The sequence below is a fragment of the Caulobacter rhizosphaerae genome (assembly GCF_010977555.1).
GTDB lineage: Bacteria > Pseudomonadota > Alphaproteobacteria > Caulobacterales > Caulobacteraceae > Caulobacter > Caulobacter rhizosphaerae.
In genome coordinates this window covers 4,916,767-4,941,761 of sequence record NZ_CP048815.1, presented here as the reverse complement: position 1 = coordinate 4,941,761, position 24,995 = coordinate 4,916,767, and the positions used below count along the sequence as shown (strand labels likewise).

Here is a 24,995-nt window from a genome sequence, read left to right as displayed (position 1 = left end):
TATTGCGGCTCAGTCGCCCTCATCCTGAGCTTGTCGAAGGACGAGGGCGTCGACGCGGCGGTCTTAGATCAGCTCCACGTCCACGTGGTGCTTGGCCTTGACCAGGTCGTACCGCGCCGGAACCAGCGGCGGCGGCAGGTCGATCATCCGCTGGACGGCCAGCTTGGCGCGGATCTGGACGCCGGGGTCGACCGTCACCTCGTACTGGTCGTGGACCAGGGCGTCGTAGATGTTCCGCAGGCTGATCCGCTTCATGTGCGGGCACAGGTTGCAGGGGCCGATGAACTGGGTGCCCGGGCTTTCGGCCTGGACGTTGGAGGCCATCGAGCACTCGGTGATCAGCACCACCTGCTTGGGTTTGCGCAGCGCCACATAGTCGTTCATCGCCGCCGTCGAGCCGGCGAAGTCGGCCGCTTCCAGGATCTCGGCCGGGCACTCGGGGTGGGCCAGGATCTCGGCCTCGGGCCAGGCGAAGCGCATGTCGGCGATGTCCTGGGCGGTGAAGCGCTCGTGCACCTCGCAGCGGCCGGCCCAGGCGATGATCTTCACCGCGGTCTGGCGGGCGACGTTGCGGGCCAGGAACTCGTCGGGGATCAGGATCACCTTGTCGACGCCCCATTCGCGCGCGGCCCACTCCACCACCTGCACGGCGTTGGCGCTGGTGCAGCAGATGTCGGTCTCGGCCTTCACGTCGGCGGTGGTGTTGACATAGGTGACCACCGGCACGCCCGGGTGGCGCTGCTTGATCAGCCGCACGTCGGCGCCGGTGATCGAGGAGGCCAGGCTGCAGCCGGCCCGCAGGTCGGGGATCAGCACGCGCTTCTCCGGGGCCAGCACCTTGCTGGTCTCGGCCATGAAGTGCACGCCGGCCTGCACGATCACGGCCGCGTCGCACTTGGCGGCCTCGCGGGCCAGGGCCAGGCTGTCGCCCACGAAGTCGCCCACGCCGTGGAAGATCTCGGGCGTCATGTAGTTGTGGGCCAGGATGACGGCGTTCTTCTCGCGCTTCAGCCGGTTGATCTCGGCGATCAGCGGCGCGTGCGCCCGCCATTCGAGCGGGGTCACATGGTGCTTGACCTTGTCCCACATCGCCGCGGTCTGGGCCTCGACATCGGGGGTGAAGGCGAGGGGCGCGAAACCGTCCGCCACGAAACCGTCAGCCATGTGAACCTCACTTATGCTCAATGTGAGCATTTCAAGGGCCTCAAAAAACGCCGGAAACGGAGGGTTTCCCCGCCTCGGCGTCGCCCCTTATGCTGAATTTGAGCAAAAGGGATGGATCACATATAGACCTTCCGCGGCGGCTTGCAAAGGGCGGCCGAGAAAATCCGTGTTCGGCGGGCGCGAGGGGCGGAGTTCGTCCTCGGCGATCCGCTCCGGCCCAGGCGGGTTCAGCCCGCCTTGAGGCCATAGCTCTCGAAGCGTTCGGCGACCTCCGGCTCCAGGGCGACGGCGGCTTGCAGATCGGCCTGGCCGCCCGTCCTGTCGCCGAGCTTCTGCTTGACCAATCCGCGGCCGTACAGCGAAGCGGCCTGCTTGGGCTCGACGGCGAGCGCGGCGTCGTAGTCGGCTAGGGCGGCCTTCAGTTCACCCCGACGCAACTGGGTAAGCGCCCGACTGTCCAGGATCGACGCGCTGCGCGGCCGCAGCTTCAGGGAGGCGTTGCAGTCGGCCAAGGCCTTGTCCAACTCCACCCCCGCGACGGCGCGCGCCCAGCAGCGCGAATTCCACGACGAGGCGATGTCCGGGCGCAACGTCACGATCGTCTCGGCGTCGGCCAGCGCGAGGTCGAACCGCTTCTGCCGCTGGAGCAACTCGGCCCGCCAGGTCAGGGCGTCCGTGTCGAACGGATCGATGCGCAGGGCCTCGTCGGCTTCGCGAAGCGCCGCCTCCGGCCGTTTGGCCATCTGGTAGGCGTGAGAAAGGTTCATCAGCCGGTAGATGTTGTCGGGCTCCGCCGCCACCAGCGCCTCGAAGCGGGCTACGGCGTCGTCATAGTCCTTGGCTTCCAAGGCCGCCCAGCCCCGCGCACGTTGAAGCTCGGTGTCGGTCGGCGCCGCGGCCAAGCCTCGATCAAGGTCCTTTCGCGCCAGGTCCATCTTCTTCAGATGGCCATGCGCACGGGCCAGGATCAGCAGCAGGTTCTTGTCGTCGGGCTTGGCCGACAGAGCCTTCTCGAGTTCGGCGACGGCCTCTTCGGCCCGGTCCGCCGCGATCAGGACGCCGGCGCGGTTGGCCTGCCAGACCTGCTGCGGCGAGGCGCTTTTGCGCGCGGCCTGATCGCAGAGCTTCAGGGCCCCGGCGTAGTCCTTGCGCGAGACCGCCAGATTGACCAGCGCGCTCCACGCCGCGTCCTCGGTCGGCTGGGCGTCCCGCGCCTTCTGGAACAGGCGCGACGCGAGATCCTGGCGGTCGTTGGCCCAGGCGTCGTAACCCGCCGACAGAGGTCCCCGGTCGACCGGCTGGGGCGCGACCTTCGGCGCCTCCTTGGAGTCCTTGTCGATGGCGCGGATGGCCACCACGCCGACGCCTTCCCGCGCCCGCTGCGTCGAGACCTTGGCGTCCTCGGCCGAGATTTCGCTGGCGACGGTGCGCAGGCTGCGGATCACCGTCACCCGACCGTGTGACTGGTCATAGGCGCGCAGCACCTTTGCCCCGCCGACCACCTCGTTCAGCGAGCGGCCGTTGGTCTGATATCCCTCGCCGCCGTCGGGAAGGATGACCGCGGTCACCCAGCGACCGAAGGACGGATAGGCCACGCCATAGGGCGCCTTGGTGTCCATCGCGCTGTCGCGCTGGAAGCTGGTGTAGGTCAGAGCGGCGCCGTCCAAGTCCCACTGGCGCAGGCCGCCCGCGACGGGCCACCAGTGGATCTTGCCCTTGCCGCGCAGGTTGGCGACGAACAGGGCGGCGTTGGCGTCATACGTCCAGTCGATATCGGTGAAGTCGACCCAGCTGATCTGCTCGCTCCAGGATCGCAGGCTGGCGCGAACCACTTCGTCGCGCGGCTGGCTGGAGATTTGCCGGTTGGTCTCGATCGCCTGGTCGCCGCGCTGGATCGCCTGGATGGTGACCTCCGCCGGGACATCGGCGCCCGCCGAGGCGTCCACCCGCATGACCGTCTCGCTGTAGGGTCTGAGGAGGGGGCGGGGTTCCATCTTCTCCAGGTCCGCGCCGTTCGCACGCAGGGGCAGGGCCCAGCGGAAGGGCGGCACGTCGAGATTGGCGATGTTCTCGTCGCCCGACCGCGTGCCATCCAGCCAGTAGGTCTGGCCATTGACCGTCGCGCGGACGAGGACGTGATCGAACATGTCCTGCCCGGGCAGACGCTGGTCGAGGCCGTCGCCCTGGCCGCTGGAATTGACCAGCGCCGCCTCGGCCGGGATGTCCAACTGGCTGAGGAGGGCCAGCAGCAGGGCGGTCTTGCCCTTGCAGTCTCCAAAGCGGTGACGCCAGGTCTCGTCGGCGGCCGAGGGCTTGCGACCACCGCCGTCCAGGCCGACGAAGACGTAGCGCACCTGCGATTGCACCAGCTTCAGGGCCAGGGCCGCGCGTACGGCGGGGTCCGCGCTGGCCGCCTTGATCTTGTCCGCCTCGGCCTTCAATGGCGAACCCGCTTCCAGCGTCGCGGCCCGGGCGTAGTACGGCGCCATCAGGCTGGACACCTGGGCCCAGGTCTCGAAGCCGCTCAACGACAACTGGTCGATATAGGCGTAGCGCATCGGCGCGCCGGTGGGCGCTTGAGGGGCCTTGATGTCCTTGAGGTCCAGCAGCAGTTCGCCGCCGGCTTCCGTCTCGCTGACCACTGGCGCGGGCAGGTCCGAGCCCTTGAGCCAGCGCATCGGCCGGTCCTTGGTCCACAGCGCGCGAATCCGAACCCGCGGCGCGACGCCGGCATGGTCCACGGACGAGCGCCATTCGCTGCGCGCGCCGGGGACGGGATCGCGGTAGCGGCGGGAGATGGTGAAGGCCAGCGAGTCGCCGACCCGCAGCCCCTTGACCTGGAGGGCGGCTGTCAGGCGTCCGTCCAGCATCGCCGATTCCAGATTGGTTTCGCGGCGCAGGATCTCGAACTTGTCGGACTTGAGAACGTCGATCGCCTCGCCATCACGCAGGATGACCAGGCGATGGACGGTTATGATCTCGGAGGCGGGGTCCCAATCCAGCTTGAGCGAGCCCGCCGCGAGCCCCTCCTCGGTCAGGATCTTGAAGACCACGTCAGTATAGGTTTCGTCGCCGTCGGCGCTTATGCGGACCTGCTGGTCGATCAGCTGATAGACGTAGGCCGCGCCCGGCGTGGCCGTTGGCGCGGGCGGCGCCTCGGCCGGCTTCACCCAGGGGGCGGGTGCGCCGTAGAGCACCGTACGGCCTTCCGCCGGCGCCCTGTGATTCGCCGCCGCCCGGACCGACGCCGGCGCGGCGACGACGGCACTCGCCGTGGCGGTGACAGCCGCCATGGCTAACGCTTTTACAATCATTGCAATCCCCCGAACGGCGCAGCTTAGCGCGCCGCCGATCGTGCGCAACCCCAAGCGGAGCGTGTCGCGGCCTGGACGCCGCCGAGAGGGCGCTGCCTACCCCTTCGCCTTCCCGCCCTTCCTCACCGACTTGGCCGGCGCGTGGCGGTCCCAGGCGTCGGCCATGGCCTGGGCCAGGGCGTCCAGGGCGTAGGGCTTGCGCAGCAGGGGCCAGGGGGTCTCGTGGGCGCGGACCAGTTCCTGGCCGGTGTAGCCGGAGCTGAGCAGGATCGGCAGCTCGGGCCGCTCGTGCGACAGGGTCACGGCCAGGTCGACCCCGCTCTTGCCGCCCGGCATGATCACGTCGGTGATCACCAGGGCCACGGTCGGGTCGGTTCGGGCGATGGCCAGGGCCTCGTCGGCGGTGGCGGCGCGGCTGACCATGTGGCCCAACTCGTCGATCATCGCCGCGATCAGGTCGCCCACCTCGGCGTCGTCCTCGACCAGCAGCACGTGGGAGGTGGCGCGGGTGGCCGGCGGCTGGACGGCCCGCACCTCGACCGGCGAAAAGGCTTCGCGCACCGGCAGCATCATGGCCACGCTCGTGCCGACGCCCAGTTCGGACTCGATGCTGACCTCGCCGCCGCTCTGGCGCACGAAGCCATAGACCTGCGACAGGCCCAGGCCCGTGCCCTTGCCGACCGGCTTGGTGGTGTAGAAGGGCTCGAAGGCCCGCTCCAGGGTCTCGGCCTCCATACCCGCCCCGGTGTCGCGCACGGCCACGCGCAGATAGCGGCCGGCCGGCAGCTCGCTTTCCGGCTCGGTCAGGTCAACGCCCTGCGAAGCGATGGTGATGCGGCCGCCGGGCGGGGTGGCGTCGCGGGCGTTGACCACCAGGTTCAGCAGGGCGGCCTCGAACTGGCCGGAATCGGTCAGGGTGGTGCGGCCGCCGGCCTTCAGGTCCAGGACCAGGTCGACGCCTTCCCCGACCGCGCGGCGCAGCAGGCTCTCGCTGTCGGCGATCATCGTGTCGATGCGGCAGATCTCGGGGTTCAGCGGCTGGCGGCGGGCGAAGGCCAACAGGTGCTGGGTCAGCTTCTCGCCGCGCCGGGCCGCCGACTGGGCGGCCTCCAGCATGCGCCCGCGCCGCTTGTCGTCGTCGGGATTGCGCTGCAGCACGTCCAGCGCGCCGATGATCACGGTCAGCAGGTTGTTGAAGTCGTGGGCCACCCCGCCGGTCAGCTGGCCGATCGCCTCCAGCTTCTGCGACTGGGTCAGGGCGGCCTGGGCGGCGTCGCGCTCGGCCAGGGCCTCCTGCACGCGGTCGGCCAGCAGCTCGTTCAGGCCCGTCAGCTTGGCCTCAGCCTCCTTGGCCTCGGTGACGTCGAAGGCGATGCCGATGAAGCCGATGAACTCGCCGCCCGGCCCCAGGCGCGGCTGCGAGAACGACTTGAGCCAGCGCATCTGGCCGTCGGCCCGGCGGTAGCGGCCCTGCAGGCTGAACGGCCGACGCGAGGCCTCGCCGGCGATCTGGGCCTTGAGAATGGCCGGCAGGTCGTCGGCGTGCAGGCGCGAGCGCCAGTCCAGCACCAGGGCCTCCTCATAGGTCACGCCCGCGAACTCGACATAGGCGGCGTTGACGAAGATCCGCACGCCGTCGTCGCCGCTGATCCACATCAGCGCCGGGGCGCTGTCGGCCAGGGCGCGGAAGCGGGCCTCGCTCTCGCGCAGGCTCTCCTCGGCTCGGCGGCGCTGGGTGACTTCGAAATTGACCCCCAGCATGCGCACGCCGCGGCCCGCCTCGTCGCGGATCACCTCGCCGCGGCCGTGGATCCAGCGTTCGCCGTCCGGATGGCGCGCCAGCCGGTATTCCACCTCGTAGTGACCGCCCTTCACCGCGTCGCGCAGCGTGGCCTGGACCCGCGCGCGGTCGTCGGGATGGATCACCTCGACCAGCCGGTCCAGGTCGAGCGGTCCCTCGAGCGGCAGGCCCAGGTTGCGGCGCGCGGTCAGCGACAGGTCCAGGATGTTGTTGCGGATATCCCACTCCCAGGGGCCGACCCCGGCCGAGGTCTGGGTGACCTGCAGGCGGGACTCGGCCTCGGACTGTCGCCGGCGCGCCTCGGCCAGCTTGAGCATGCTGGCGCGCAAGCCGGCGGCCACGGCGGTGGTGATCAGCGACGAGATCACGAACAGCACCAGGGTGGCGATCTGGCTGCGGTTCATGGCCTCGCCCCGGAAGGCGCCGAGCAGCCAGCCGGCGAAGACCAGGCCCGCCGCGATCGGCGCCAGTCCCCACCGCCAGCCGGCGTAGAGCGTGACCAGGATCATGGCGGGGAAGAAGGTCTGGGTCGCCCCGACTCCGGCGGTCAGGCCCAGCAGGGCGATTCTCAGGCCCATCGCCGCCAGGATCGCGGCGACCGTCACCAGGACGGCCCGCCAGGCCGGCGGCGGGATCCCCGGAATGAGCCACGCGCTTACCGTGTCAGGCCAAGCGCGCCCACCGGCTTTTGCGTGGGGATCTTCAATCTTCATGGGGCTCGTACATAACCGCTTGCCTGAAGCATGGACACGCTTACCTAGGACACGCAACACGGGAGATCACGATGGCCGCGAACCTGAACACCGGCTTCACCGCGAAACAACGCGCCGACGTCGTGGCGGGATTGAACAAGGTTCTGGCGGACAGCTATGCGCTGTATCTGAAGACCCATGGCTATCACTGGAACGTGCGCGGCCCCAACTTCCAGGCGCTGCACGTGCTGCTGGAAGGCCAGTACACCGAGCAGTGGACGGCCCTGGACGCCATCGCCGAGCGCATCCGCGCCCTGGGCGAACTGGCGCCGATGGGCTACGGAGCGTTCGGCAACCTGTCCAGCATCAAGGACGGCGACGCCGAGAAGGAGTGGGAGGGCATGTTCCAGGAGCTGCTGGCCGACAACGAGACGGTGATCGCCACCCTGCGCGATGCGTTCAAGGCCGCCGACGACGCCGGCGATGAGGCCACCGCCGACCTCTATACCCAGCGCCTGGCGGCCCACGAGAAGCACGCCTGGATGATCCGCTCCACGCTCGGCGGAAAGTGATCGCCCTGGAGCCTTCGTGCCCGAACTAGATCGACAGTCGATGGTCAAGGCCGTCGGGGCGCTCGTCGTCCTCGGCGGCCTTTCCGCGTGCGCGGTCGGGCGCGTTCCCGCCGGGTCGGGCCGGGCGGCCGCTCTGACGACCATCGCCGGATCGCTGTCGGACGCCGGACTCGCGCGCTACGCGGCCGACATGGATCCGGCCATGCTGGCCCTGGCCCGCCGGCACGACCCGCGGCCGCACAAGGACTACTGGGGTCGGGTGCAGGGCTGGGAGAAGCTGGACCTTCACCTGATCCCGCGCCTGGGCGACCGCGACCCGGACTTCGAGGAGGCGCGGATCATCAACGGCCTCAAGGCCGCGTCGCCCCTGGCCGTGGAGGCGTCGCGACCGTTCGTGCTGACCGGCGCCAAGGACCAGCGCGACAAGGCCCTGCTGTGCATGACCCAGGCAGTCTATTTCGAGGCCGGCTTCGAGCCGATCGAGGGCCAGCGGGCGGTGGCCCAGACGGTGATCAACCGGGTGCGCCACCCCGGCTATCCCAAGTCGGTCTGCGGCGTCATCTACGAGGGCGCGGCGCGCGGCACGGGCTGCCAGTTCAGCTTCACCTGCGACGGCTCGCTGCAGCGGCCGATCAGTCCCGTGGTCTGGACCAACGCCGAGATTGTCGCCAGGCAGGCCCTGGCCGGCCACGTGATGAAGGACGTCGGCGCCGCCACCCACTACCACGCCGCCTACGTCTATCCGTACTGGGCGCCGACCCTGGTCAAGCTGCGCACCATCGGCACCCACGTCTTCTATCGCTGGACGGGGCCGTCGGGCACGCAGGCGGCCTTCCGAGGCCGCTATTCGGGCGACGAGACGGTGTCGGCCGACATCCTGATGGGCGCCGACCCTCGCACCTTGGAGGCGGCCCCGCCCGGATCCCTGGCCGCCGTTGCGACGGGCCGCGAGGCGCTGGTCCCCGTGGCCACCGGCGAGTCGGCCAAGATCGTCAGCCCCGAGGGCGTGGTCGAGATCCTGCCGCCGATGACCGGCGACCCGGCCGCGGCCATGCGCGGCGGCCGCCGCCTGCCGACGCCGGAAGAGATCGACAGGATCAACAAGGCCCTGGGCGTGCTGGAGGCGCCGCCGGTCGACGCCACGGTCAAGCCCGTCGAAGCCGCCCCGCCGCCTCCGCCGCCGCCCCCCAAGCCGAAGGCCCGGCCGCCGAGCCTGGTCAACCGGCTGGATTAAGGGGACACGGGCGGGGACAGGCGCATGCGCCTGTCCCCAATCTCGCGCCTACCAGACCCCGATCTTCTCGGCCTCGTGATGGCTGATCGGGTGATGGGCCTTCTTGTGGTCTTCCTCGGCCAGGAAGCGCACGGCTTCCAGGGCGGCCATGCAGCCCATGCCGGCGGCGGTGACCGCCTGGCGGTAGATGTCGTCGGTGACGTCGCCGGCCGCATAGACGCCGGCCACGGCGGTCGATGTCGTGCCCGGCTTGACGCTCAGATAGCCGCCGGCGTGGGTTTCCAGCTGGTCCTTGAACAGCTCCGACGACGGGGCGTGGCCGATGGCGATGAACACGCCGTCGCATTTGACGGTCTGGGTCTGGCCGGTCTTGACGTTCTTCAGGCGCACGCCGGTGACGCCCATCGGATCGGTGTCGCCCAGCACCTCGTCGATGGCGCTGTCCCAGATCACCTCGATCTTGGGATGGGCCAGCAGGCGCTCCTGCAGGATCATCTCGGCCCGCAGTTCGTCCTTGCGGTGCACCAGGGTGACCTTGCTGGCGAAGCTGGTCAGGAACAGAGCCTCTTCCACGGCGGTGTTGCCGCCGCCGACCACGACCACCTCCTTGTTGCGATAGAAGAAGCCGTCGCAGGTGGCGCAGGCCGACACGCCAAAGCCCTGGAACCGGCTCTCGCTCTCCAGGCCCAGCCACTTGGCCTGGGCGCCGGTGGCGATGATCAGGGTCTCGGCGAACCACTCCTGGCCGCTGTCGGTCTTGAGGTGGAACGGGCGCTTGGACAGGTCCGCGCTCAGCACGATGTCGCTGACGAACTCGGTGCCCACGTGCTCGGCCTGGGCCTTCATCTGGTCCATCAGCCAGGGGCCCTGGATGACGTCGGCGAAGCCGGGATAGTTCTCGACGTCGGTGGTGATCGTCAGCTGGCCGCCCGGCTGGATGCCGGCGATCAGCACGGGCTTCAGCAGCGCGCGGGCGGCGTAGATGGCGGCGGTGTAGCCGGCGGGACCGGATCCGATGATCAGGCAGCGGGTGTGGCGGGGTTCGGGAGTCGACATGGGCACAGATATAGGGCCGATTCCGCCGGAGCGCGACGGGTCGGCTTTCGCCATCGGAGACTCGATCATTGACCCGGCCTGAGCCCCATGAGGCGATCAACGCCTCGTCCACGATTTCAGGGTTAATATGGACGAAAGCCCCACGAGCCCGTCCATGACCGCCCCCTTCATCGAGATCGCCGGCCGCAAGATCGGCGCCGACCACCCGCCCTACGTGATCTGCGAGCTGTCGGGGAACCACAACGGCAGCCTGGACCGCGCTCTGGAGATGGTCGACGCCGCCGCCGACACCGGCTGCGACGCCATCAAGCTGCAGACCTATACCGCCGACACCATCACCCTGGACGTCGACCGGCCCGAATTCAGGATCCACGGCGGCCTGTGGGACGGGCGCAGCCTGCATGAGCTCTACCAGGAGGCCCAGACCCCCTACGAATGGCACGGCGCCCTGTTCGAGCGCGCCGCCAAGCGGGGCGTGACGATCTTTTCCAGCCCGTTCGACGAGACCGCCGTCGACCTGCTGGCCGGCCTGGACGCCCCCGCCTACAAGATCGCCTCGTTCGAGGCCGTCGACCTGCCGCTGATCCGCTACGCCGCCCGGCAGGGCAGGCCGCTGATCATCTCGACCGGCATGGCCAACCTGGCCGAGATGCAGGCCGCCCTGGACACCGCCCTGGAAGCCGGCGCGGCGGGCGTGCTGCTGCTGCACTGCGTGTCCAGCTATCCGGCCAGCTTTGAGGACGCCAATGTCCGCACCGTGGTCGACATGGCCCAGCGGTTCGGCTGCCCGATCGGCCTGTCGGACCACACGCCGGGCACGGCCGCCTCGGTGGCCGCGGTGTCGCTGGGCGCCTGCGCGGTGGAGAAGCACTTCACCCTGGCCCGCGCCGACGGCGGCCCCGACGCGGCCTTCAGCCTGGAGCCGGCCGAGTTCCGCGCCCTGTGCGACGACACCCGCAACGCCTGGAAGGCCCTGGGCGGCGTGAACTACGACCTGCTGGGCAGCGAGCGCGGCAACCGCCAGTTCCGCCGCTCGCTCTACGTCACCGCCGACGTGGCGGCCGGCGAGACCCTGACCCGGGCCAACGTCCGCTCGGTGCGCCCGGGCAACGGCTTGCCGCCGGCCGACTACGACGCCGTGCTGGGCCGCCCGGCCGCTCGCGCCCTGAAGCGCGGCGAGCCGCTGGCCTGGGACATGGTCGGGTAGGCGGCCTCTCCCGTGCGGGAGCCAGGCTATTCCGGCAGCAGACCCAGCCGCTTGCCGACGATCCGGTCCAGCGTCCGCTTGGGCAGAAGGTCGGCCATCAGCATCTGCATCGGTTGCGGCGTGATCGTGTAGCGGACCTTGGGCCGGGCGACGGTCAGGGCGGTGTGGACCGCCTCGCCGATCCGTTCGGCGGGCAGGCCCGACTTGCCGATCGACAGCATGTAGGCGCGCAGCCGCTCCAGGGCGGGGCCGTAGACCGTGTCGGCATAGGCGCTGGTGTCGGTTTCGTCGGCCTTGTCCCAGATCGGCGTGGCCACCGCGCCGGGGGCGATCACCACCAGGTCGACGCCGAACGGCAAAAGCTCGCGGCGCAGGGATTCCGACAGGCCCTCCAGCCCGAACTTGCTGGTGCAGTAGGGAGCCATGAAGGGATTGGCGTTGCGGCCGCCGACCGAGCCGATGTTGACGATCCGTCCTGGCCGCCCTGGCCGGCCAGCGACCGGCAAGCGCGCCCCGACTAGCGGCGCGAAGGCCTGGGTGGCGATCACCACCCCCGTCAGGTTGACCTCCAGCTGCCTGCGCCATTCGTCGATCGGCAGGTGCAGCAGCGGGCCGGCGACGGCGATGCCGGCGTTGTTGACCAGGCCGGCCAGCGGACGCCCGTCCAGCGCCGTCTCGACCTGGCCGGCGGCCGCGCGCACGGCGGCCTCGTCGGTGACATCGAATATCAGCGGGGTGACGGCCGGGCCGAAGGCCGCGGTCAGTCGTTCGGCGTCGGCGGCCTTGCGCACGCTGCCGAACACGTGGAAGCCGCGCTGGGTCAGCACCTGGGCCACGGCCCAGCCGATGCCGGTGGAGGCGCCGGTGACGATGACGGATCTGCTGGCTTGGCCGTTCATGCTTTCGCTCCCCTGGTCACGGCCAAGATGAAGCAGGTGAACGCCGTTATCCAGCCTGACGCCGCGCGATCAGGTCCAGGAAGTGCGCCGCGACCCGCGCCGCCCCGCGTCCGTCGCAGACGGCGGCCGAAGCGGCCGACAGGCGGTCGCGCAGCGCCGGGTCCGCCAGCAGGCGGCAAAGCTCCGTCGCGAAGGCCGCCTCGAAGCCTGGCTCGGCGACGTCCAGGGCCAGGACGGCGTCGGCCTCGGCCAGGGCCTGGCTGGCCTCGCCCTGGTTGGCGGCCAGCACCAGCAGCAGGGTCGGCAGGGCCAGGACGCAGCGCTCCCAGCTGCTGGAGCCGCCGGCCCCGACGGCCAGGTCCGCCTCCAGGGTCAGGCGCGGCATGTCCTGGCTGTCGACGTGCAGGGCCAATCGGGGGTCGCGGGCGGCGAGGGCCCGCAGGCCCGGCAGGCTGGACGCGCCGGCCCCCAGAACCACGTCGAGCACGGCCTTGCCGGCCCCGCCCGTCGTCAGGTGCGGCAGGATCAGGTCCACGACCCGGCCGGTGATCCCGCCCACGTCGGTCAGGCCCAGCGACACCAGGATGCGCCGCACCGGCGGCGCGTTCGCGCGGCGGACCAGGGCCTCGCGGCGCAGGGCGGCGAAGGCGGGGCGAACCGGGGCGTGGCTGGGGCCCAGCAGCAGCTCGGCGTGCGGCGGGAGCAGGCCGTCATAGTCCGCCGCCGCCCGGGCCGGGCCGGAGTCGAGAACCAGGTCGGCGGCCAGGGGCCGGTCGGCCAGGTCGTCGATGACCAGGACGGGCCTGTCGCCGGCGATGGCGCGGTGATCGGGCGCGGACAGGCCGTAGTGGTCGATGACCACGGCGTCGACGTCCTGGGCCGCGCGCGCCGCGGCCGTGACCAGGTCGGCCGGCGTGGCGGCGGCGGCCTCGACCCGCGCCACGTCGGCGCCGAACGCGTCCAGCACCGTCGCCACGGCGGGCGTGGCGATGAAGGCGCAGGCCGCGCCCTCGTCGGCCAGGGCCCGGGCCAGGGTCAGGCTGCGCATCACGTGGCCGCCGCCCACGGCGGGACCGGCGTCGGCGACGAACAGGATGCGGGGGGAGGAGAGCGGGCCCTTGATTCTCACAGCCGTCTCACCCCGCCGAAGCTCGCCAGGTCTGGCCGCTGTTCCAGCAGCCGCCGCACGTCGGCCGAGGTGAAGGCGCGGTTGGCCGGGTACAGGACATCATAGACCGCCGCGACGAAGGCGTAGTCGGCCGGACCCTCGACCGCCCAGCGCACCTCGCCCTGGTCGGGCTGGGCCAGCAGGGCCAGGGACGACCAACGGACCGGCGGCGGCGTCTCGCGCGCGTCGCCCGCCCGCAGCCGCAGGGCCGCGCTGTCGGCCGCCAGGCGGCGCAGGCCGTCGGCGGTGATCACCTCGACCCCCTGGCCGGCCGGAAAGGCCGCCCCCGGCGAGCGGTTGGTGGTGTGGTCGGCCTGTTCGGACAGGTGCAGGTCGATCGTCGCGTCGATCAGGTCGGGGTCGACCAGCGGACTGTCGTCGCCGATCCGCACCACGTGGTCGGCCGGGTGAGCTTCCAGCGCCCCGGCCAGCCGGGCCAGTTCGTCCTGCGGCGGGCCGCGGTGGACGGCGATCGCCTCGCGCCGGACCACGGCCTCCAGGGCGTCGTCGGCCGGGTCGGTGGTGGTCGAGACGACGATCCTGTCCACGCGCCGGGCCCGGGCCATCCGCTCGATCTGGCGCACGACCAGCGGCGCCCGGGCCAGCGGCATCGACGGCCGGCCCGGCAGGCGTTCGGAACCCATGCGGGCCTGGAGGACGGCGAGGATCAAGAACGCGCTTTCCGGAACGGGAGAGACCGCATGATCGCCCGGCCGGCCAGACGACGCAACGCGGTCGGCGCCGACGCGGGAGAAGACAAGGCGAGGGCGACGAACCTTAGGTCGCGGCGCCACGCGTCCGGGCGTCCATCCGCGCCACCACCTCGGCCGCCGCGCGCGCTGTCTCGTCGACGGGCGCGTAGGTCCAGCCGTGGAAGGCCCCGCCATAGGGGCGAGCGGCGCCCAGGCTCTCCAGCTCCTGGTGGAACAGGCGAAACTTCAGGCTGGTCCCATCCATCTTCAGGATGAACACCGGCTTGCCCGTCGAGGCCGCCTCGGTGGCCATGTTGGTGGAGTCCTCGGTGACCAGGATGTAGTCGGCCGCGGCCAGGAAGGCGAAATAGGGGTTGGCCCCGGTTCCGTCCCAGATGATCCCCGGCAGGTGGCGCAGGCGGGCGGTCAGCAGGGCCTTGGCCGGCTCGGGCGTGCGCCGCGAGAAGGTCATTAGCAGGCTGCCGCCCTCCTGCTCCAGCGGCAGCTGGATCTGGTGGGCCATCTCGGCGGCGCGCACCGCCGACAGGTCGAAGGCCCGGGACTTGCCGCCCAGCAGCACCGCCACGCGCGGCCGGGGCAGGGCGTCGATCTGGTCCCGGAACCGGGCGTATTCGCTGTCCAGCCGCTCGGCCGTGACCCGGTGCGGCGAGCCGGTGATCGGCAGGACGTTGTCGCCCGACAGGCGGTCGTGCCGGGGCGGGATGACCAGGTCGAACATGTGGGCCGGCACACGCGGGTCCTGGATCTGGACGACATAGGTCTTGCCGCCCGACCACCGCTTGGCGCGGATCGACAGGGGCAGGGTGGCGCGGCCGGCGGCGACCCACAGGTCGGGCCAGGGGGGCTGGATCTCGCTCTCCGGCGTCAGCCAGCGGCGCGGCAGCCAGTTGGCCCACCAGGGCAGGCGGCCGGTCCGGCCGCTCCAGCCCACGCGCTTGACGACGATGCGGGCCGGGACCTGGCGGGCCACGGCCTCGGCCAGGCCCACGGCCTGGGCCTCGATTCCGGCCCGGCCGTCCGAGATCGCCCAGATGACGATCGGATCGCGGGAGGATAGTTCGGGGGCGAGGGTTTCGGGCGCGGGCGGAGGCGTCAGCTCAGGCGCGGGCGGCTCGGGCGCGGCCGTCTCGACGGCCCCGGGGCGCGATTCCGGCCGGGGCGCGGCGGCCGCGTTGGCCGGGGTCTTGCGACCCCTGGCGGGCTTTGGCCCTGTCGCCTCGGATGTCTTCTTTTCAACCACGTCGGTGATCCCGGCCATAGCAAAGCGACGCGCCGGCAAGCTTGAGCGGCCGGCGCGTCGTCTGCAATGTCCCTGGAATGGGGCTTAAGCTAGACCCATTCGACCTTGAGGATCTCGTAGGCCTTCACGCCGCCGGGCGTGTTGACCTCGACCACCTCGCCGACTTCCTTGCCGATCATGGCGCGCGACAGCGGCGAGCTCAGCGAGATGCGGCCCGACTTCACGTCGGCCTCGTGGTCGCCGACGATCTGGTAGCGGGCCTCTTCCTCGGTGTCCTCGTCGACGACGCTGACCGTCGCGCCGAACTTCACCTGGGTGCCCGACAGTTTCGAGACGTCGATGACCTGGGCGCGGGCGATCTTGTCCTCGATCTCGGCGATCCGGCCTTCGATCCAGCCCTGGCGTTCCTTGGCCGCGTGGTACTCGGCGTTTTCCGACAGGTCGCCATGCTGGCGCGCCTCGGAAATCGCGGCGATCACCGCCGGCCGTTCGATGGTCTTCAAACGCTTCAGTTCTTCGTCGAGGGTCTGGTAACCCCCGGCGGTCATCGGCACTTTTTCCATTGCGGATTTTAGCTCGGTTCGCCCAAAGGGAGGAAGACTCCCGGACGTTGGCGCGGACGACCGGGGGCTGAGAGGATAGGCGCCGCGCTGGCGATAAGCAAGTACCCGCCCGTAAAGTGAAGCTTGATCGCGTTGTCGACGAGGATCAAGCGCGCTTGCGCATGGCTTGTTCCGAATGTCCTTTGCAGGGCGACTAGCCGGGTCCGCAGATCTTGGCCGCGGGAAGAAAGCGAAACAGAGCGAGCTGGTCGTCACGCCAGACGTAGTAGTAGATCCCTTCACGCCCGAAGTTCTCGTTGGGCGTTCCAACGACCACGAGAACGCGACTGTCGAGCCGATAGTTCAGCGTCTCGAAATCGGCCTCGCCGACGTCCATCAGCAAGGCTTCGGCGACCCTCAGTTCCGGCGGGAAGAACACCTTGCCCGTCTGGGCGTCGACGATCGCCGGACAACGGGCGCCGGCCCCGCAGCCGATCTCAATGATCGTGTAGTGGCCCGCAAAGTTCGGCGCCTGCTTGGCCCGTTCTCGCAGCAGTGTACGGTAGAGTTTGGCCCTGCCGTGGGTGACGATGGGCGCGGTCGGCCTGGCCGCCGTCGTCGGCGCGGGGGAAGGTTGGGCGTCGAAGATCTGTTTTCCGAGCAGCGTGTCGAACGGCGCCGAGCAGACCGGAATTTCGGCCTGAGCCCAAGCCACGGACGTCGTCGCCATCGCCGCCACGCCCGCCATCGCCGCCAATTGCAACACCGCCTCCCGCGCTGATCAGGCCGTCACGATGTAGGCTCTCCCGGGGTGAAGCAATGTCCGTTTTCGCCCGTCGTCGACATCCTCACGCGTAGTCGTACGGCCCGCCGCGCTCCAGGGCCTGGCGATAGGCCGGGCGGGCGTGGATGCGGTCCAGGAACGCCTTCACGTGCGGGCGCGAAGCCGCCCCGGCCCGGGCGGCGCCGGCCTCGAGCGGGAAGCTCATCATGATGTCGGCGGCGGTGAAGTCCGGCCCGGCGAACCATTCGGCCTTGGCCAACTCGGCCTCCCAATAGTCGATATGGCTCTTCAGCTGCGGGTCGACGAAGCCGCTCTGGGCCTTGGCGGCGATGGCCTTGACCAGGCCCTTCAGCAGGCCCGGCGCGCGGGCCGGCAGGGCGGTGAACACCAGCTTCAGCAGCAGCGGCGTCATGGCCGAGCCCTCGGCGTAGTGCAGCCAGTAGGTCCAGCGCAGCCGTTCGGGCGTCCCGGCGGCGGGGACCAGCCGGCCCTGGCCGTAGGTCTCGACCAGATATTCGACGATCGCCCCGGTCTCGGCCAGCGTCTTGTCGCCGTCGGTGACCACCGGCGACTTGCCCAGCGGATGGACGGCCAAAAGCTCCGGCGGGGCCAGCATGGTCTGGGCGTCGCGCTGGTAGCGCTTGACCTCGTAGGGGACGCCCAGTTCCTCCAGCAGCCACAGCACCCGCTGGCTGCGCGAGTTGTTCAGGTGATGGACGACGATCATGGCGGCTCCCCCAGGCAGGGGCGCAGGGGGCACGGCGAAGGCCCTCGCCGTCAAGAGGCCGTCACCGCAGCAGGTTGACCTTGGCCAGGTCGATCAACTCGCCCGCCCGGCCGTCCAGCACCGCCTTCAGCGCGAAGACCCCGAAGTTGTGGGCCTCGCGGGCGGCGATCCGGGGCGGCATGACCAGTTCCTGGCGGGCGCTGACCACGTCCACCAGGGCCGGTCCGGGATGGGCGAAGGCCGCGGCGATCGCGGCCTCCAGGGCTTGCGGGCTCTCCACGCGGAAGGCCTTGACGCCCATGGCCTGGGCCATGGCGGCGAAGTCGGGATTGACCAGGTCGACGGCGGTGTCGAGGAAGCCGCCGGCCTTCATCTCCATCTCCACGAAGCCCAGCGTGCCGTTGTTGAGCACGATCACCTTCACCGGCAGGCCCAACTGCGACAGGCTGATGAAGTCGCCCATCATCATCGAGAAGCCGCCGTCGCCGGACATCGACACCACCTGCCGGTCCGGAAACGCCGCCTGGGCGCCGATCGCCTGCAGCATCGCGTTGGCCATCGAGCCGTGGTTGAACGAGCCCAGCAGCCGCCGGCGGCCGTTCAGTTTCAGGTAGCGCGCGGCCCAGACGGTGGGGGTGCCGACGTCGCAGGTGAAGATCGCGTCCTGCGCCGCCAGGTCGCTGACCACCCGCGACACCTGCTGCGGATGGATCTGCGTGGCGCCTTGGGGGATCGCGGCCAGGGCGTCCAGCCCTTCGCGGGCCTTGGCGTAGTGCGCGAGGGCCTTGTCCAGGAAGCGGCGGTCGGTCTTGACGGCCAGCCGGGGCAGCAGGGCGTCCAGCGTCTCGCCGACGTCGCCCAGTACGCCCAGTTCGATGCGGCAACGGTTGCCCAGGGCCTCGGGACTGGCGTCGACCTGCACCACCCTGGCCTTGTCCGGATAGAACTGGCGGTAGGGAAAGCCCGAGCCCAGGATCACCAGCGTCTCGCACGCCTTCATGGCCGCGTAGCCCGACGAGAAGCCGATGAAGCCGGTCATGCCCACGTCGTAGGGGTTGTCGTGCTCGAGGCTTTCCTTGCCGCGCAGGGCGTGGACGATCGGGGCCTTCAGGGCCTCGGCCAGGGCCAGCACCTGCTGGCGGGCGCCGGCGCAGCCGACGCCGCACAGCAGGGTGATGCGTTGGGAGTCGTTGAGGATGGCGGCCAGGGCGGCGACGTCGCGCTCCGGCGGGACCAGCCGGGGCGGGGACGGGGCGATCCAGGTCGGCGGCGCCGCGTCCAGCGGCCGCAGCGCCACGTCGCCCGAGATCACCACCACCGCCACGCCCTTGCGGGCGATGGCCACGCGCAGGGCCCGCTCCAGCACCTGCGGCAGGTTCTCGGGCTGGGAGACCAGCTCGACATAGTGGCTGCAGTCCTTGAAAAGGCTCTCGGGGTGGGTGGCCTGGAAGTAGTCGATGCCGATCTCGGTGCTGGGGATGTGGGCGGCGATGGCCAGCACGGGCGCGCCGCTGCGCTGGGCGTCGAACAGGCCGTTGATCAGGTGCAGGTTGCCCGGACCGCAGCTGCCGGCGCAGACCGCGACCTGGCCGGTCAGCTGGGCCTCAGCCCCGGCCGCGAACGCCGCGGCCTCCTCGTGGCGCACATGGACCCAGTCGATCTTTCCGCGCGCCCTCAGGGCGTCGGTGAAGCCGTTGAGGGAGTCGCCGGCCACGCCGTAGACGCGCTTGACGCCGGCCGCCTCCAGGGTTTCGGCGATGAGGTGGGCGGCTGTTCGCTTCATCGCCGTTCCTTGGGGCTTGGGGTGGGAAACCTTGAACACCCTTGGCGGCCTTGGGTTCGATGGTCTTGCGCTTATCGGCTGTAGTGGCGCGCCCACCAGACCGCCAGCCCGGCGACGATCGCCGCGACCTGCACGAACACGATCAGGGCCAGCCAGGCGCCGAACGGCTGCTTGCGGGTCTTGTGGCGGAACACCGGCCGGGCCAGCAGGGCGCCCGGGCTGCCGCCCAGCGCGGCCAGCAGCAGCAGGAGGCGCTCGGGAACCCGCGACCGGCCGTCGGCGGCGGCCAGCTTGTCCAAGCCGAAGACCAGGAAGGTCGCCAGGTTCAGGACGCCCAGGACCAGCGCCGCCAGGGCGATCACGCCGAGGCGTCCGCCCGGTGGAGCGGCGGGGCGTCCAGCGGCCGCAGGTCCGGCTCGACCCAGCCCCGGCGAGCCTCCACGCTGAACAGCCGCTCGCGCGACCAGAAGCCCAGCGGCCAGGCCTTGTCGCCCATCGGCGTGGCCAGCAGCTGCGCGGCGGCCTCGCCGTCGGAAATCCCGGCCGGCAGGGCGGTGACGAAGGCGCGGATGGCGGCCAGGTAAGCCTGGGTGATGGTCTCGTGATAGCCATTGTGGTCGTCGTTCACCCCGCCGACCGCGACGTTGTAGGTCTGGATGATGCGCGGCATGTCGCGCTCCAGGCCTTCGTTCCGTGTACGGACCAGGCGCAGGGTGGCGACCATGTGCGCGGCATGGGTCCATTCGGCCTTGGGCAGGGAGTGGTCCAGCAGCCGGTGAACCAGCTCGGCGACGGCGTCGTCGGTATAGGCGGCGGTCATATCCATGGCATAGCCTGGCGTGGCGTGGGGCTCAATCGGGACAGGCTTGGGCGGCCGGCAGAGACTCTGTAACGGCGCCCCTGTCAGAGCGTCGCGCTGTCGTAGACGACCACGCGGGCCCACAGGTGGCCGCAGTCCTTGACGAATTTCTGGTGGATCGGGTGGACCTGGTACGCGGCCTGGTCCTCGACGCTGTCGAAGATCATCACCTCGGAGACGTGGTAGCTGTTGTCCACGACGTCGCGCTTTTCGGTCGAGGCCGGCGTGCCGACGTACAGCTGGCGGACGACCTCGACGCCCTTCAGGGTCTGCACGCCCGCGATCAGGCGGTCCCGGTCTTCCTGGGAGTCCGGGTTCTTCAGCCAGAAGAGGGCGTGGTGGATCACGGGATGGGTCGCCTCCTTGGGCGCGGGCTGGCCGGAGGCGGTCTGGGCCGAACCGCCGGCGGCGCCGGTGGTCAGGGCGGCGGACAGGAAGACGCGGCGGTCGAGAGGCGGCATGGCTCAGGGCTATCGCGCGGGCGGCGCGAAGGCAACGGGCTTCCCTGGATTTCGGCCGCCCTGTGGCTGGGGATACGGCCTTGCGGCGTGTCCCCAAAATCCAGGCTCGGCGGTTCGCCGCGTTACTGCCCAGTTCCCTCAGGGTATTGCCAAGGTGTGGCCTAACCCGCCCTGTGGATAACTCCTATTGGTAGCTCTGCAGCGGCCGCACTTCCAGCGCCTCGGCGGGGGCCGAGGAGATGGCCTGGGCGGCGGCCAGGGCGCCGGCCGAGGTGGTGTAGTAGGGCACCTTCATCATCAGCGCCGTGCGGCGGATCTCGAAGCTGTCCTCCAGCGCCTGCTTGCCTTCGGTGGTGTTGAACACCAGCTGCACGCCGCCGTTCTTCATCACATCGACGATGTGCGGCCGGCCTTCCAGCACCTTCTTGACCAGCTCGACCTCGACGCCCTGCTCGGCCAGGTAGCCGCGGGTGCCGACGGTGGACAGCACCTTGAAGCCCGCGGCCTGCAGCAGCTTCACCGGCTCGACGATCCACGGGCGGTCGCTTTCCTTGACCGAGACGAACGCGGTCCCGGCGGTCGGCAGGTTGACCCCGCCGCCCAGCTGGCTCTTGGCGAAGGCGCGGGCGAAGGCCGGGCCCAGGCCGTTCTCGCCCTCGCGGATCCAGTCCAGACCCATGACTTCGCCGGTCGAGCGCATTTCCGGGCCCAGCACCGTGTCCACGCCGGCGAAGCGGGCGAACGGGAACACCGCTTCCTTGACCGCGATGTGGTCGTATGGGACGTCCTTCAGGCCGAAGCTGGCCAGGGTCTCGCCGGCCATGATCTTGGCGGCGATGGCGGCCACTGGCTGGCCGATGGTCTTGGCCACGAACGGCACGGTGCGCGAGGCGCGGGGATTGACCTCCAGCACGTAGATGCGCGGGTTTTCCGAGTGCGGCTCCTCGATGGCGAACTGCACGTTCATCAGGCCACGGACGTTCAGGGCCAGGGCCATCTTCACGGTCTGGCGCTTCAGCTCCTCGACCGTGGCGGCCGAGAGCGAGAAGGGCGGCATCGAGCAGGCGCTGTCGCCCGAGTGGACGCCGGCTTCCTCGATGTGCTCCAGCACCCCGGCCACGAACACGTCGGTCCCGTCGCACAGGGCGTCGACGTCCACCTCGGTGGCGCGGCTCAGATAGTGGTCCAGCAGGATCGGGTGCTCGAACGAGATCTCGCCGGTGTTGGCGATGTAGCGTTCCAGGTGCTCGTGGTCACGGATGATCTCCATGCCCCGGCCGCCCAGCACGTAGGACGGGCGCATCACGAACGGGAAGCCGATCTTGTCGCCTTCGGCCCGGGCCTCGTCCCAGGTGCGGGCGATGGCGTTCTCGGGCTGGGCGATGTCCAGGCCGTTCAGCAGTTGCTGGAAGCGCTCGCGGTCTTCGGCCAGGTCGATGGCGTCGGGGCTGGTGCCCAGGATCGGGACGCCCGCGTCCTGCAGCGCCTGGGCCAGCTTCAGCGGCGTCTGGCCGCCGAACTGGACGATGACGCCGGCCAGCTGGCCCCTGGACTGCTCGACGGCCAGCAACTCCAGCACGTCCTCGGCCGTCAGGGGCTCGAAGTACAGGCGGTCGGAGGTGTCGTAGTCGGTCGAGACGGTCTCGGGGTTGCAGTTGACCATGATCGACTCGACGCCGATCTGGTCCAGGGCGAAGGCGGCGTGGCAGCAGCAGTAGTCGAACTCGATGCCCTGGCCGATCCGGTTGGGACCGCCGCCCAGGATCACCGCCTTCTTGCGGTCGGACGGCAGGCTTTCGCATTCGGGGACCTGGCCCAGGGCGCCGGTCTCGTAGGTGGAGTACATGTAGGGCGTGGTGGCCGCGAACTCGCCGGCGCAGCTGTCGATGCGCTTGAACACCGGACGCACGTTCAGGGCCTGGCGGGCCTTGCGCACGGCGGTCTCGGTGGCGCCGACCAGCTTGGCCAGGCGGGCGTCGGAGAAGCCCTGGGCCTTGAGGGCGCGGAAGCCTTGCGCGTCGGTCGGCAGGCCGCCGGCCCGGACCCAGCCCTCCTGGCGCACCAACTCGGCGATCTGGCGCAGGAACCACGGCTCGTAGCTGCAGGCGGCGTTGACCTCGTCCACGGTCAGGCCGTGGCGGAAGGCCTGGGCGATGACCCGCAGCCGGTCGGGCGTCGGCGTGCCCAGGGCGCGGATCACGGCCGCGCGGCCGGTGTCTGGATCGTCGGCCCCGGCGATCTCGACCTCGTCGAAGCCGGCCAGGCCCGTCTCAAGCCCGCGCAGGGCCTTCTGGACGCTTTCCTTGAACGTGCGGCCGATGGCCATCACCTCACCGACCGACTTCATGGCGGTGGTCAGCAGCGGCTCGCTGCCCGGATACTTCTCGAAGGCGAAGCGCGGGATCTTGGTGACCACATAGTCGATGCTGGGCTCGAACGAGGCCGGGGTCGCGCCGCCGGTGATGTCGTTCTTCAGCTCGTCCAGGGTGTAGCCGACCGCCAGGCGGGCGGCGACCTTGGCGATCGGGAAGCCGGTGGCCTTGGACGCCAGGGCCGACGAGCGCGACACCCGCGGGTTCATCTCGATCACGACCATCCGACCGTCGGCCGGGTTGACCGCGAACTGGACGTTGGAGCCGCCGGTCTCGACGCCGATCTCGCGCAGCACGGCGATGCTGGCCGCGCGCATCCACTGGTATTCCTTGTCCGTCAGGGTCAGGGCCGGGGCGACGGTGATCGAGTCGCCGGTGTGGACGCCCATCGGGTCGATGTTCTCGATCGAGCAGACGATGATGCAGTTGTCCGCCGTGTCGCGGACCACCTCCATCTCGTATTCCTTCCAGCCCAGGACGCTTTCCTCGATCAGGACTTCGGTCGTGGGGGAGAGGTCGAGACCGCGCGCGACGATCTCCTCGAATTCCTCGACATTGTAGGCGATGCCGCCGCCGGTGCCGGCCAGGGTGAAGCTGGGGCGGATGATCGCCGGCAGGCCGACGAACTCCAGGCCGTCGCGGGCCTCTTCCATCGTATGGGCGGCCTTGGAGCGGGGGCTTTCCAGGCCCAGCTTGTCCATGGCGTCGCGGAACTTCTGGCGGTCCTCGGCCTTGTCGATGACCTCGGCCTTGGCGCCGATCATCTCGACCCCGAACTTGGCCAGCACGCCGGCCGATTCCAGCGCCAGGGCGGTGTTCAGCGCGGTCTGGCCGCCCATGGTCGGCAGCAGGGCGTCGGGCCGCTCCTTCTCGATGATCTTGGCGACCATGTCGGGCGTGATCGGCTCGATATAGGTCGCGTCGGCCACGTCCGGGTCGGTCATGATCGTGGCCGGATTCGAATTGACCAGGATGATCCGGTAGCCCTCGGCGCGCAGCGCCTTGCAGGCCTGGACGCCCGAATAGTCGAACTCGCACGCCTGGCCGATGACGATCGGGCCGGCGCCGATGATCAGGATCGAGGAGATGTCTGTTCTTTTGGGCATCGGAAAACTCGCGCGCAGAGACACGGTCGCGCACATCCGCGCGCCCGCTGCCGACCATCTTGCAGGTTAAGCCGCCCGTTTAGAGAGGGAGTCGGGTTGGCGCAAGCGTGCTTTCGCCGGCCGTGGTCACCTGCCGGCGAGGCGGGGCGGAGGAAGCGCGGCCTCAGCCCCGCAGCAGCGCCCCGATCACCGCCAGGCCGCGCTCGGCCGCCTCGGGCTCGGCCAGGCTGAAGTTCAGCCGCATCGTCGAACTGGCGCCGCCCTCGGCCAGGAAATGGGCCCCCGGGGTGAACAGCACGCCGCGCTCGACGCAGCGCTGGAGCAGGACCTCGACGTCGACCCCGTCCGCCAGGGTCAGCCAGAAGAACAGCCCGCCCGGCGGCAGGGTCCACGAGGCCCGATCGCCCAGATGCCGGGTCAGGGCGTCGGCGAAGGCGTCGCGTTTGCGTCGGTAGAGGTCGCGGACCTGCTCCATCCGCTCGGCGCGGCCGGGGTCGTTCAGATATTGCAGCACCATCCACTGGCTGAGCCGGTTGGTGTGCAGGTCGGCGGCCTGCTTCAGCTGGACCAGCAGCGGGAACAGGTCCGGCGAGGCGGTCAGGTAGCCCAGGCGCAGGCCCGGAGCGACGGTCTTGGAGAACGAGCCCTGGTAGATCCACGACCCGCCGGCCATGTCGGCGCAGACGGGACGGCGGTCGCATGGCGCATAGACCAGGTCGCGATAGGGATCGTCCTCGAACAGGATCACGTCGCGGGCCCGGCAGGCCGCGGCCATGGCCTGGCGCTCCTCGGCGGTCCAGCAATGGCCCGACGGGTTCTGGAAGGTGGGAATGACATAGGCCATGGACGGCGGCGTCTCGCCCCAGCCGGCCCCGGGCGCGGACCGGTCGATGATCTGGAACCGCGCGCCGTAGAAGCGGAACACCTGCAGGGCGGCCAGGTAGGCGGGCGACTCCACGGCCAGGGCCGTGCCGGCGTCGATCACCAGCTTGGCGGCCAGGTCGACGCCCTGCTGCGAGCCCGACAGCACCATCACCCGGTCCGGCGCGGTGTCCAGGCCCAGCTCGGCCAGGTCCAGGGCGATCCGTTCCCGCAGGGCCGGCTCGCCCTCGGTGGGTCCGTATTGCAGCAGCTCGCGCGGGGGCGGCGGCAGGTCCAGGCCGGCGAAGGTCTCGGGCGAGGGCAGGCCGCCGGCGAACGAGATCATGCCCGGGCGCTGCGACACGTTCAGCATCTCGCGGACCGGCGAGTGCTTGATATCCGCACTGCGCATCGACAGCCGCGCCATGGCTCACCTCTCA

Annotated in this window: 20 protein-coding genes; 3 read left to right on the top strand and 17 right to left on the bottom strand. The window is 70.3% G+C overall.

Going from position 1 to position 24,995, the window contains the following annotated elements:
* Positions 1-63 precede the first annotated feature (63 nt).
* The 3 genes from nadA to G3M57_RS22495 form a co-directional block, all read right to left on the bottom strand.
* Positions 64-1,149, bottom strand: a complete 1,086-nt coding sequence (gene nadA, locus G3M57_RS22505; protein ID WP_373287714.1) for a quinolinate synthase NadA — start codon at positions 1,147-1,149, stop codon at positions 64-66.
* 242 nt (positions 1,150-1,391) lie between these two features.
* Positions 1,392-4,457 (bottom strand): DUF3857 domain-containing protein, encoded by a 3,066-nt coding sequence (locus G3M57_RS22500; RefSeq protein ID WP_163233138.1) that lies wholly within the window; start codon positions 4,455-4,457, stop codon positions 1,392-1,394.
* A gap of 117 nt (positions 4,458-4,574) precedes the next feature.
* Positions 4,575-6,992 (bottom strand): hybrid sensor histidine kinase/response regulator, encoded by a 2,418-nt coding sequence (locus G3M57_RS22495; RefSeq protein WP_056762461.1) that lies wholly within the window; start codon positions 6,990-6,992, stop codon positions 4,575-4,577.
* Between the two features lie 71 nt (positions 6,993-7,063).
* Here G3M57_RS22495 and G3M57_RS22490 point away from each other — a divergent pair, with 71 nt between their 5' ends.
* Together G3M57_RS22490 and G3M57_RS22485 are read left to right on the top strand one after the other, a co-directional pair.
* Positions 7,064-7,543 carry a Dps family protein gene (locus tag G3M57_RS22490; protein WP_056762463.1) on the top strand — a complete coding sequence of 160 codons (480 nt, stop codon included), beginning with the start codon at positions 7,064-7,066 and terminating at the stop codon, positions 7,541-7,543.
* Positions 7,544-7,559: 16 nt separating this feature from the next.
* The gene (locus G3M57_RS22485) at positions 7,560-8,777 is read left to right on the top strand and encodes a cell wall hydrolase (protein WP_308424040.1); all 1,218 of its coding nucleotides are present in this window, start codon (positions 7,560-7,562) and stop codon (positions 8,775-8,777) included.
* 48 nt (positions 8,778-8,825) lie between these two features.
* Here G3M57_RS22485 and trxB read toward each other — a convergent pair whose 3' ends face one another.
* A complete protein-coding gene (gene trxB, locus G3M57_RS22480; RefSeq protein WP_056762466.1) occupies positions 8,826-9,833 on the bottom strand; it encodes a thioredoxin-disulfide reductase in 1,008 nt (335 codons plus the stop codon).
* 154 nt (positions 9,834-9,987) lie between these two features.
* Here trxB and pseI point away from each other — a divergent pair, with 154 nt between their 5' ends.
* On the top strand, positions 9,988-11,040 hold the full coding sequence (gene pseI, locus G3M57_RS22475; RefSeq protein WP_163233137.1) for a pseudaminic acid synthase: 1,053 nt from the start codon (positions 9,988-9,990) through the stop codon (positions 11,038-11,040).
* Between the two features lie 26 nt (positions 11,041-11,066).
* On the opposite strand, the gene G3M57_RS22470 is transcribed toward pseI, so the two are convergent.
* The 13 genes from G3M57_RS22470 to G3M57_RS22415 form a co-directional block, all read right to left on the bottom strand.
* On the bottom strand, positions 11,067-11,939 hold the full coding sequence (locus tag G3M57_RS22470) for an SDR family NAD(P)-dependent oxidoreductase (RefSeq protein ID WP_163233136.1): 873 nt from the start codon (positions 11,937-11,939) through the stop codon (positions 11,067-11,069).
* Between the two features lie 46 nt (positions 11,940-11,985).
* Positions 11,986-13,068 (bottom strand): UDP-2,4-diacetamido-2,4,6-trideoxy-beta-L-altropyranose hydrolase, encoded by a 1,083-nt coding sequence (gene pseG / locus G3M57_RS22465; RefSeq protein ID WP_269141732.1) that lies wholly within the window; start codon positions 13,066-13,068, stop codon positions 11,986-11,988.
* On the bottom strand, positions 13,065-13,778 hold the full coding sequence (locus G3M57_RS22460) for a cytidylyltransferase domain-containing protein (protein WP_163233135.1): 714 nt from the start codon (positions 13,776-13,778) through the stop codon (positions 13,065-13,067). The genes pseG and G3M57_RS22460 overlap by 4 nt, the downstream gene beginning before the upstream one ends.
* A gap of 106 nt (positions 13,779-13,884) precedes the next feature.
* The gene (locus G3M57_RS22455) at positions 13,885-15,078 is read right to left on the bottom strand and encodes a mitochondrial fission ELM1 family protein (protein ID WP_230983843.1); all 1,194 of its coding nucleotides are present in this window, start codon (positions 15,076-15,078) and stop codon (positions 13,885-13,887) included.
* Between the two features lie 71 nt (positions 15,079-15,149).
* Positions 15,150-15,623 (bottom strand): transcription elongation factor GreA, encoded by a 474-nt coding sequence (greA, locus tag G3M57_RS22450; RefSeq protein WP_056762473.1) that lies wholly within the window; start codon positions 15,621-15,623, stop codon positions 15,150-15,152.
* Between the two features lie 193 nt (positions 15,624-15,816).
* Positions 15,817-16,365: a hypothetical protein gene (locus tag G3M57_RS22445; RefSeq protein WP_163233134.1), complete on the bottom strand. Its 549-nt coding sequence runs from the start codon at positions 16,363-16,365 to the stop codon at positions 15,817-15,819.
* An 85-nt stretch (positions 16,366-16,450) separates the two neighbouring features.
* Positions 16,451-17,113 carry a glutathione S-transferase family protein gene (locus G3M57_RS22440; RefSeq protein WP_056762477.1) on the bottom strand — a complete coding sequence of 221 codons (663 nt, stop codon included), beginning with the start codon at positions 17,111-17,113 and terminating at the stop codon, positions 16,451-16,453.
* 61 nt (positions 17,114-17,174) lie between these two features.
* A complete protein-coding gene (gene poxB, locus G3M57_RS22435; protein ID WP_163233133.1) occupies positions 17,175-18,896 on the bottom strand; it encodes a ubiquinone-dependent pyruvate dehydrogenase in 1,722 nt (573 codons plus the stop codon).
* A 71-nt stretch (positions 18,897-18,967) separates the two neighbouring features.
* On the bottom strand, positions 18,968-19,258 hold the full coding sequence (locus G3M57_RS27195) for a DUF1294 domain-containing protein (RefSeq protein ID WP_230983844.1): 291 nt from the start codon (positions 19,256-19,258) through the stop codon (positions 18,968-18,970).
* On the bottom strand, positions 19,255-19,716 hold the full coding sequence (locus tag G3M57_RS27190) for a hypothetical protein (RefSeq protein ID WP_208789704.1): 462 nt from the start codon (positions 19,714-19,716) through the stop codon (positions 19,255-19,257). The genes G3M57_RS27195 and G3M57_RS27190 overlap by 4 nt, the downstream gene beginning before the upstream one ends.
* Positions 19,717-19,799: 83 nt before the next feature.
* Positions 19,800-20,216, bottom strand: coding sequence for a Dabb family protein (locus G3M57_RS22425; protein ID WP_163233131.1), 417 nt, complete (start codon positions 20,214-20,216; stop codon positions 19,800-19,802).
* 184 nt (positions 20,217-20,400) lie between these two features.
* A complete protein-coding gene (gene carB, locus G3M57_RS22420) occupies positions 20,401-23,694 on the bottom strand; it encodes a carbamoyl-phosphate synthase large subunit (RefSeq protein ID WP_163233130.1) in 3,294 nt (1,097 codons plus the stop codon).
* 163 nt (positions 23,695-23,857) lie between these two features.
* Positions 23,858-24,982, bottom strand: a complete 1,125-nt coding sequence (locus tag G3M57_RS22415; protein WP_163233129.1) for an aminotransferase-like domain-containing protein — start codon at positions 24,980-24,982, stop codon at positions 23,858-23,860.
* Between the last annotated feature and the right edge of the window lie 13 nt (positions 24,983-24,995).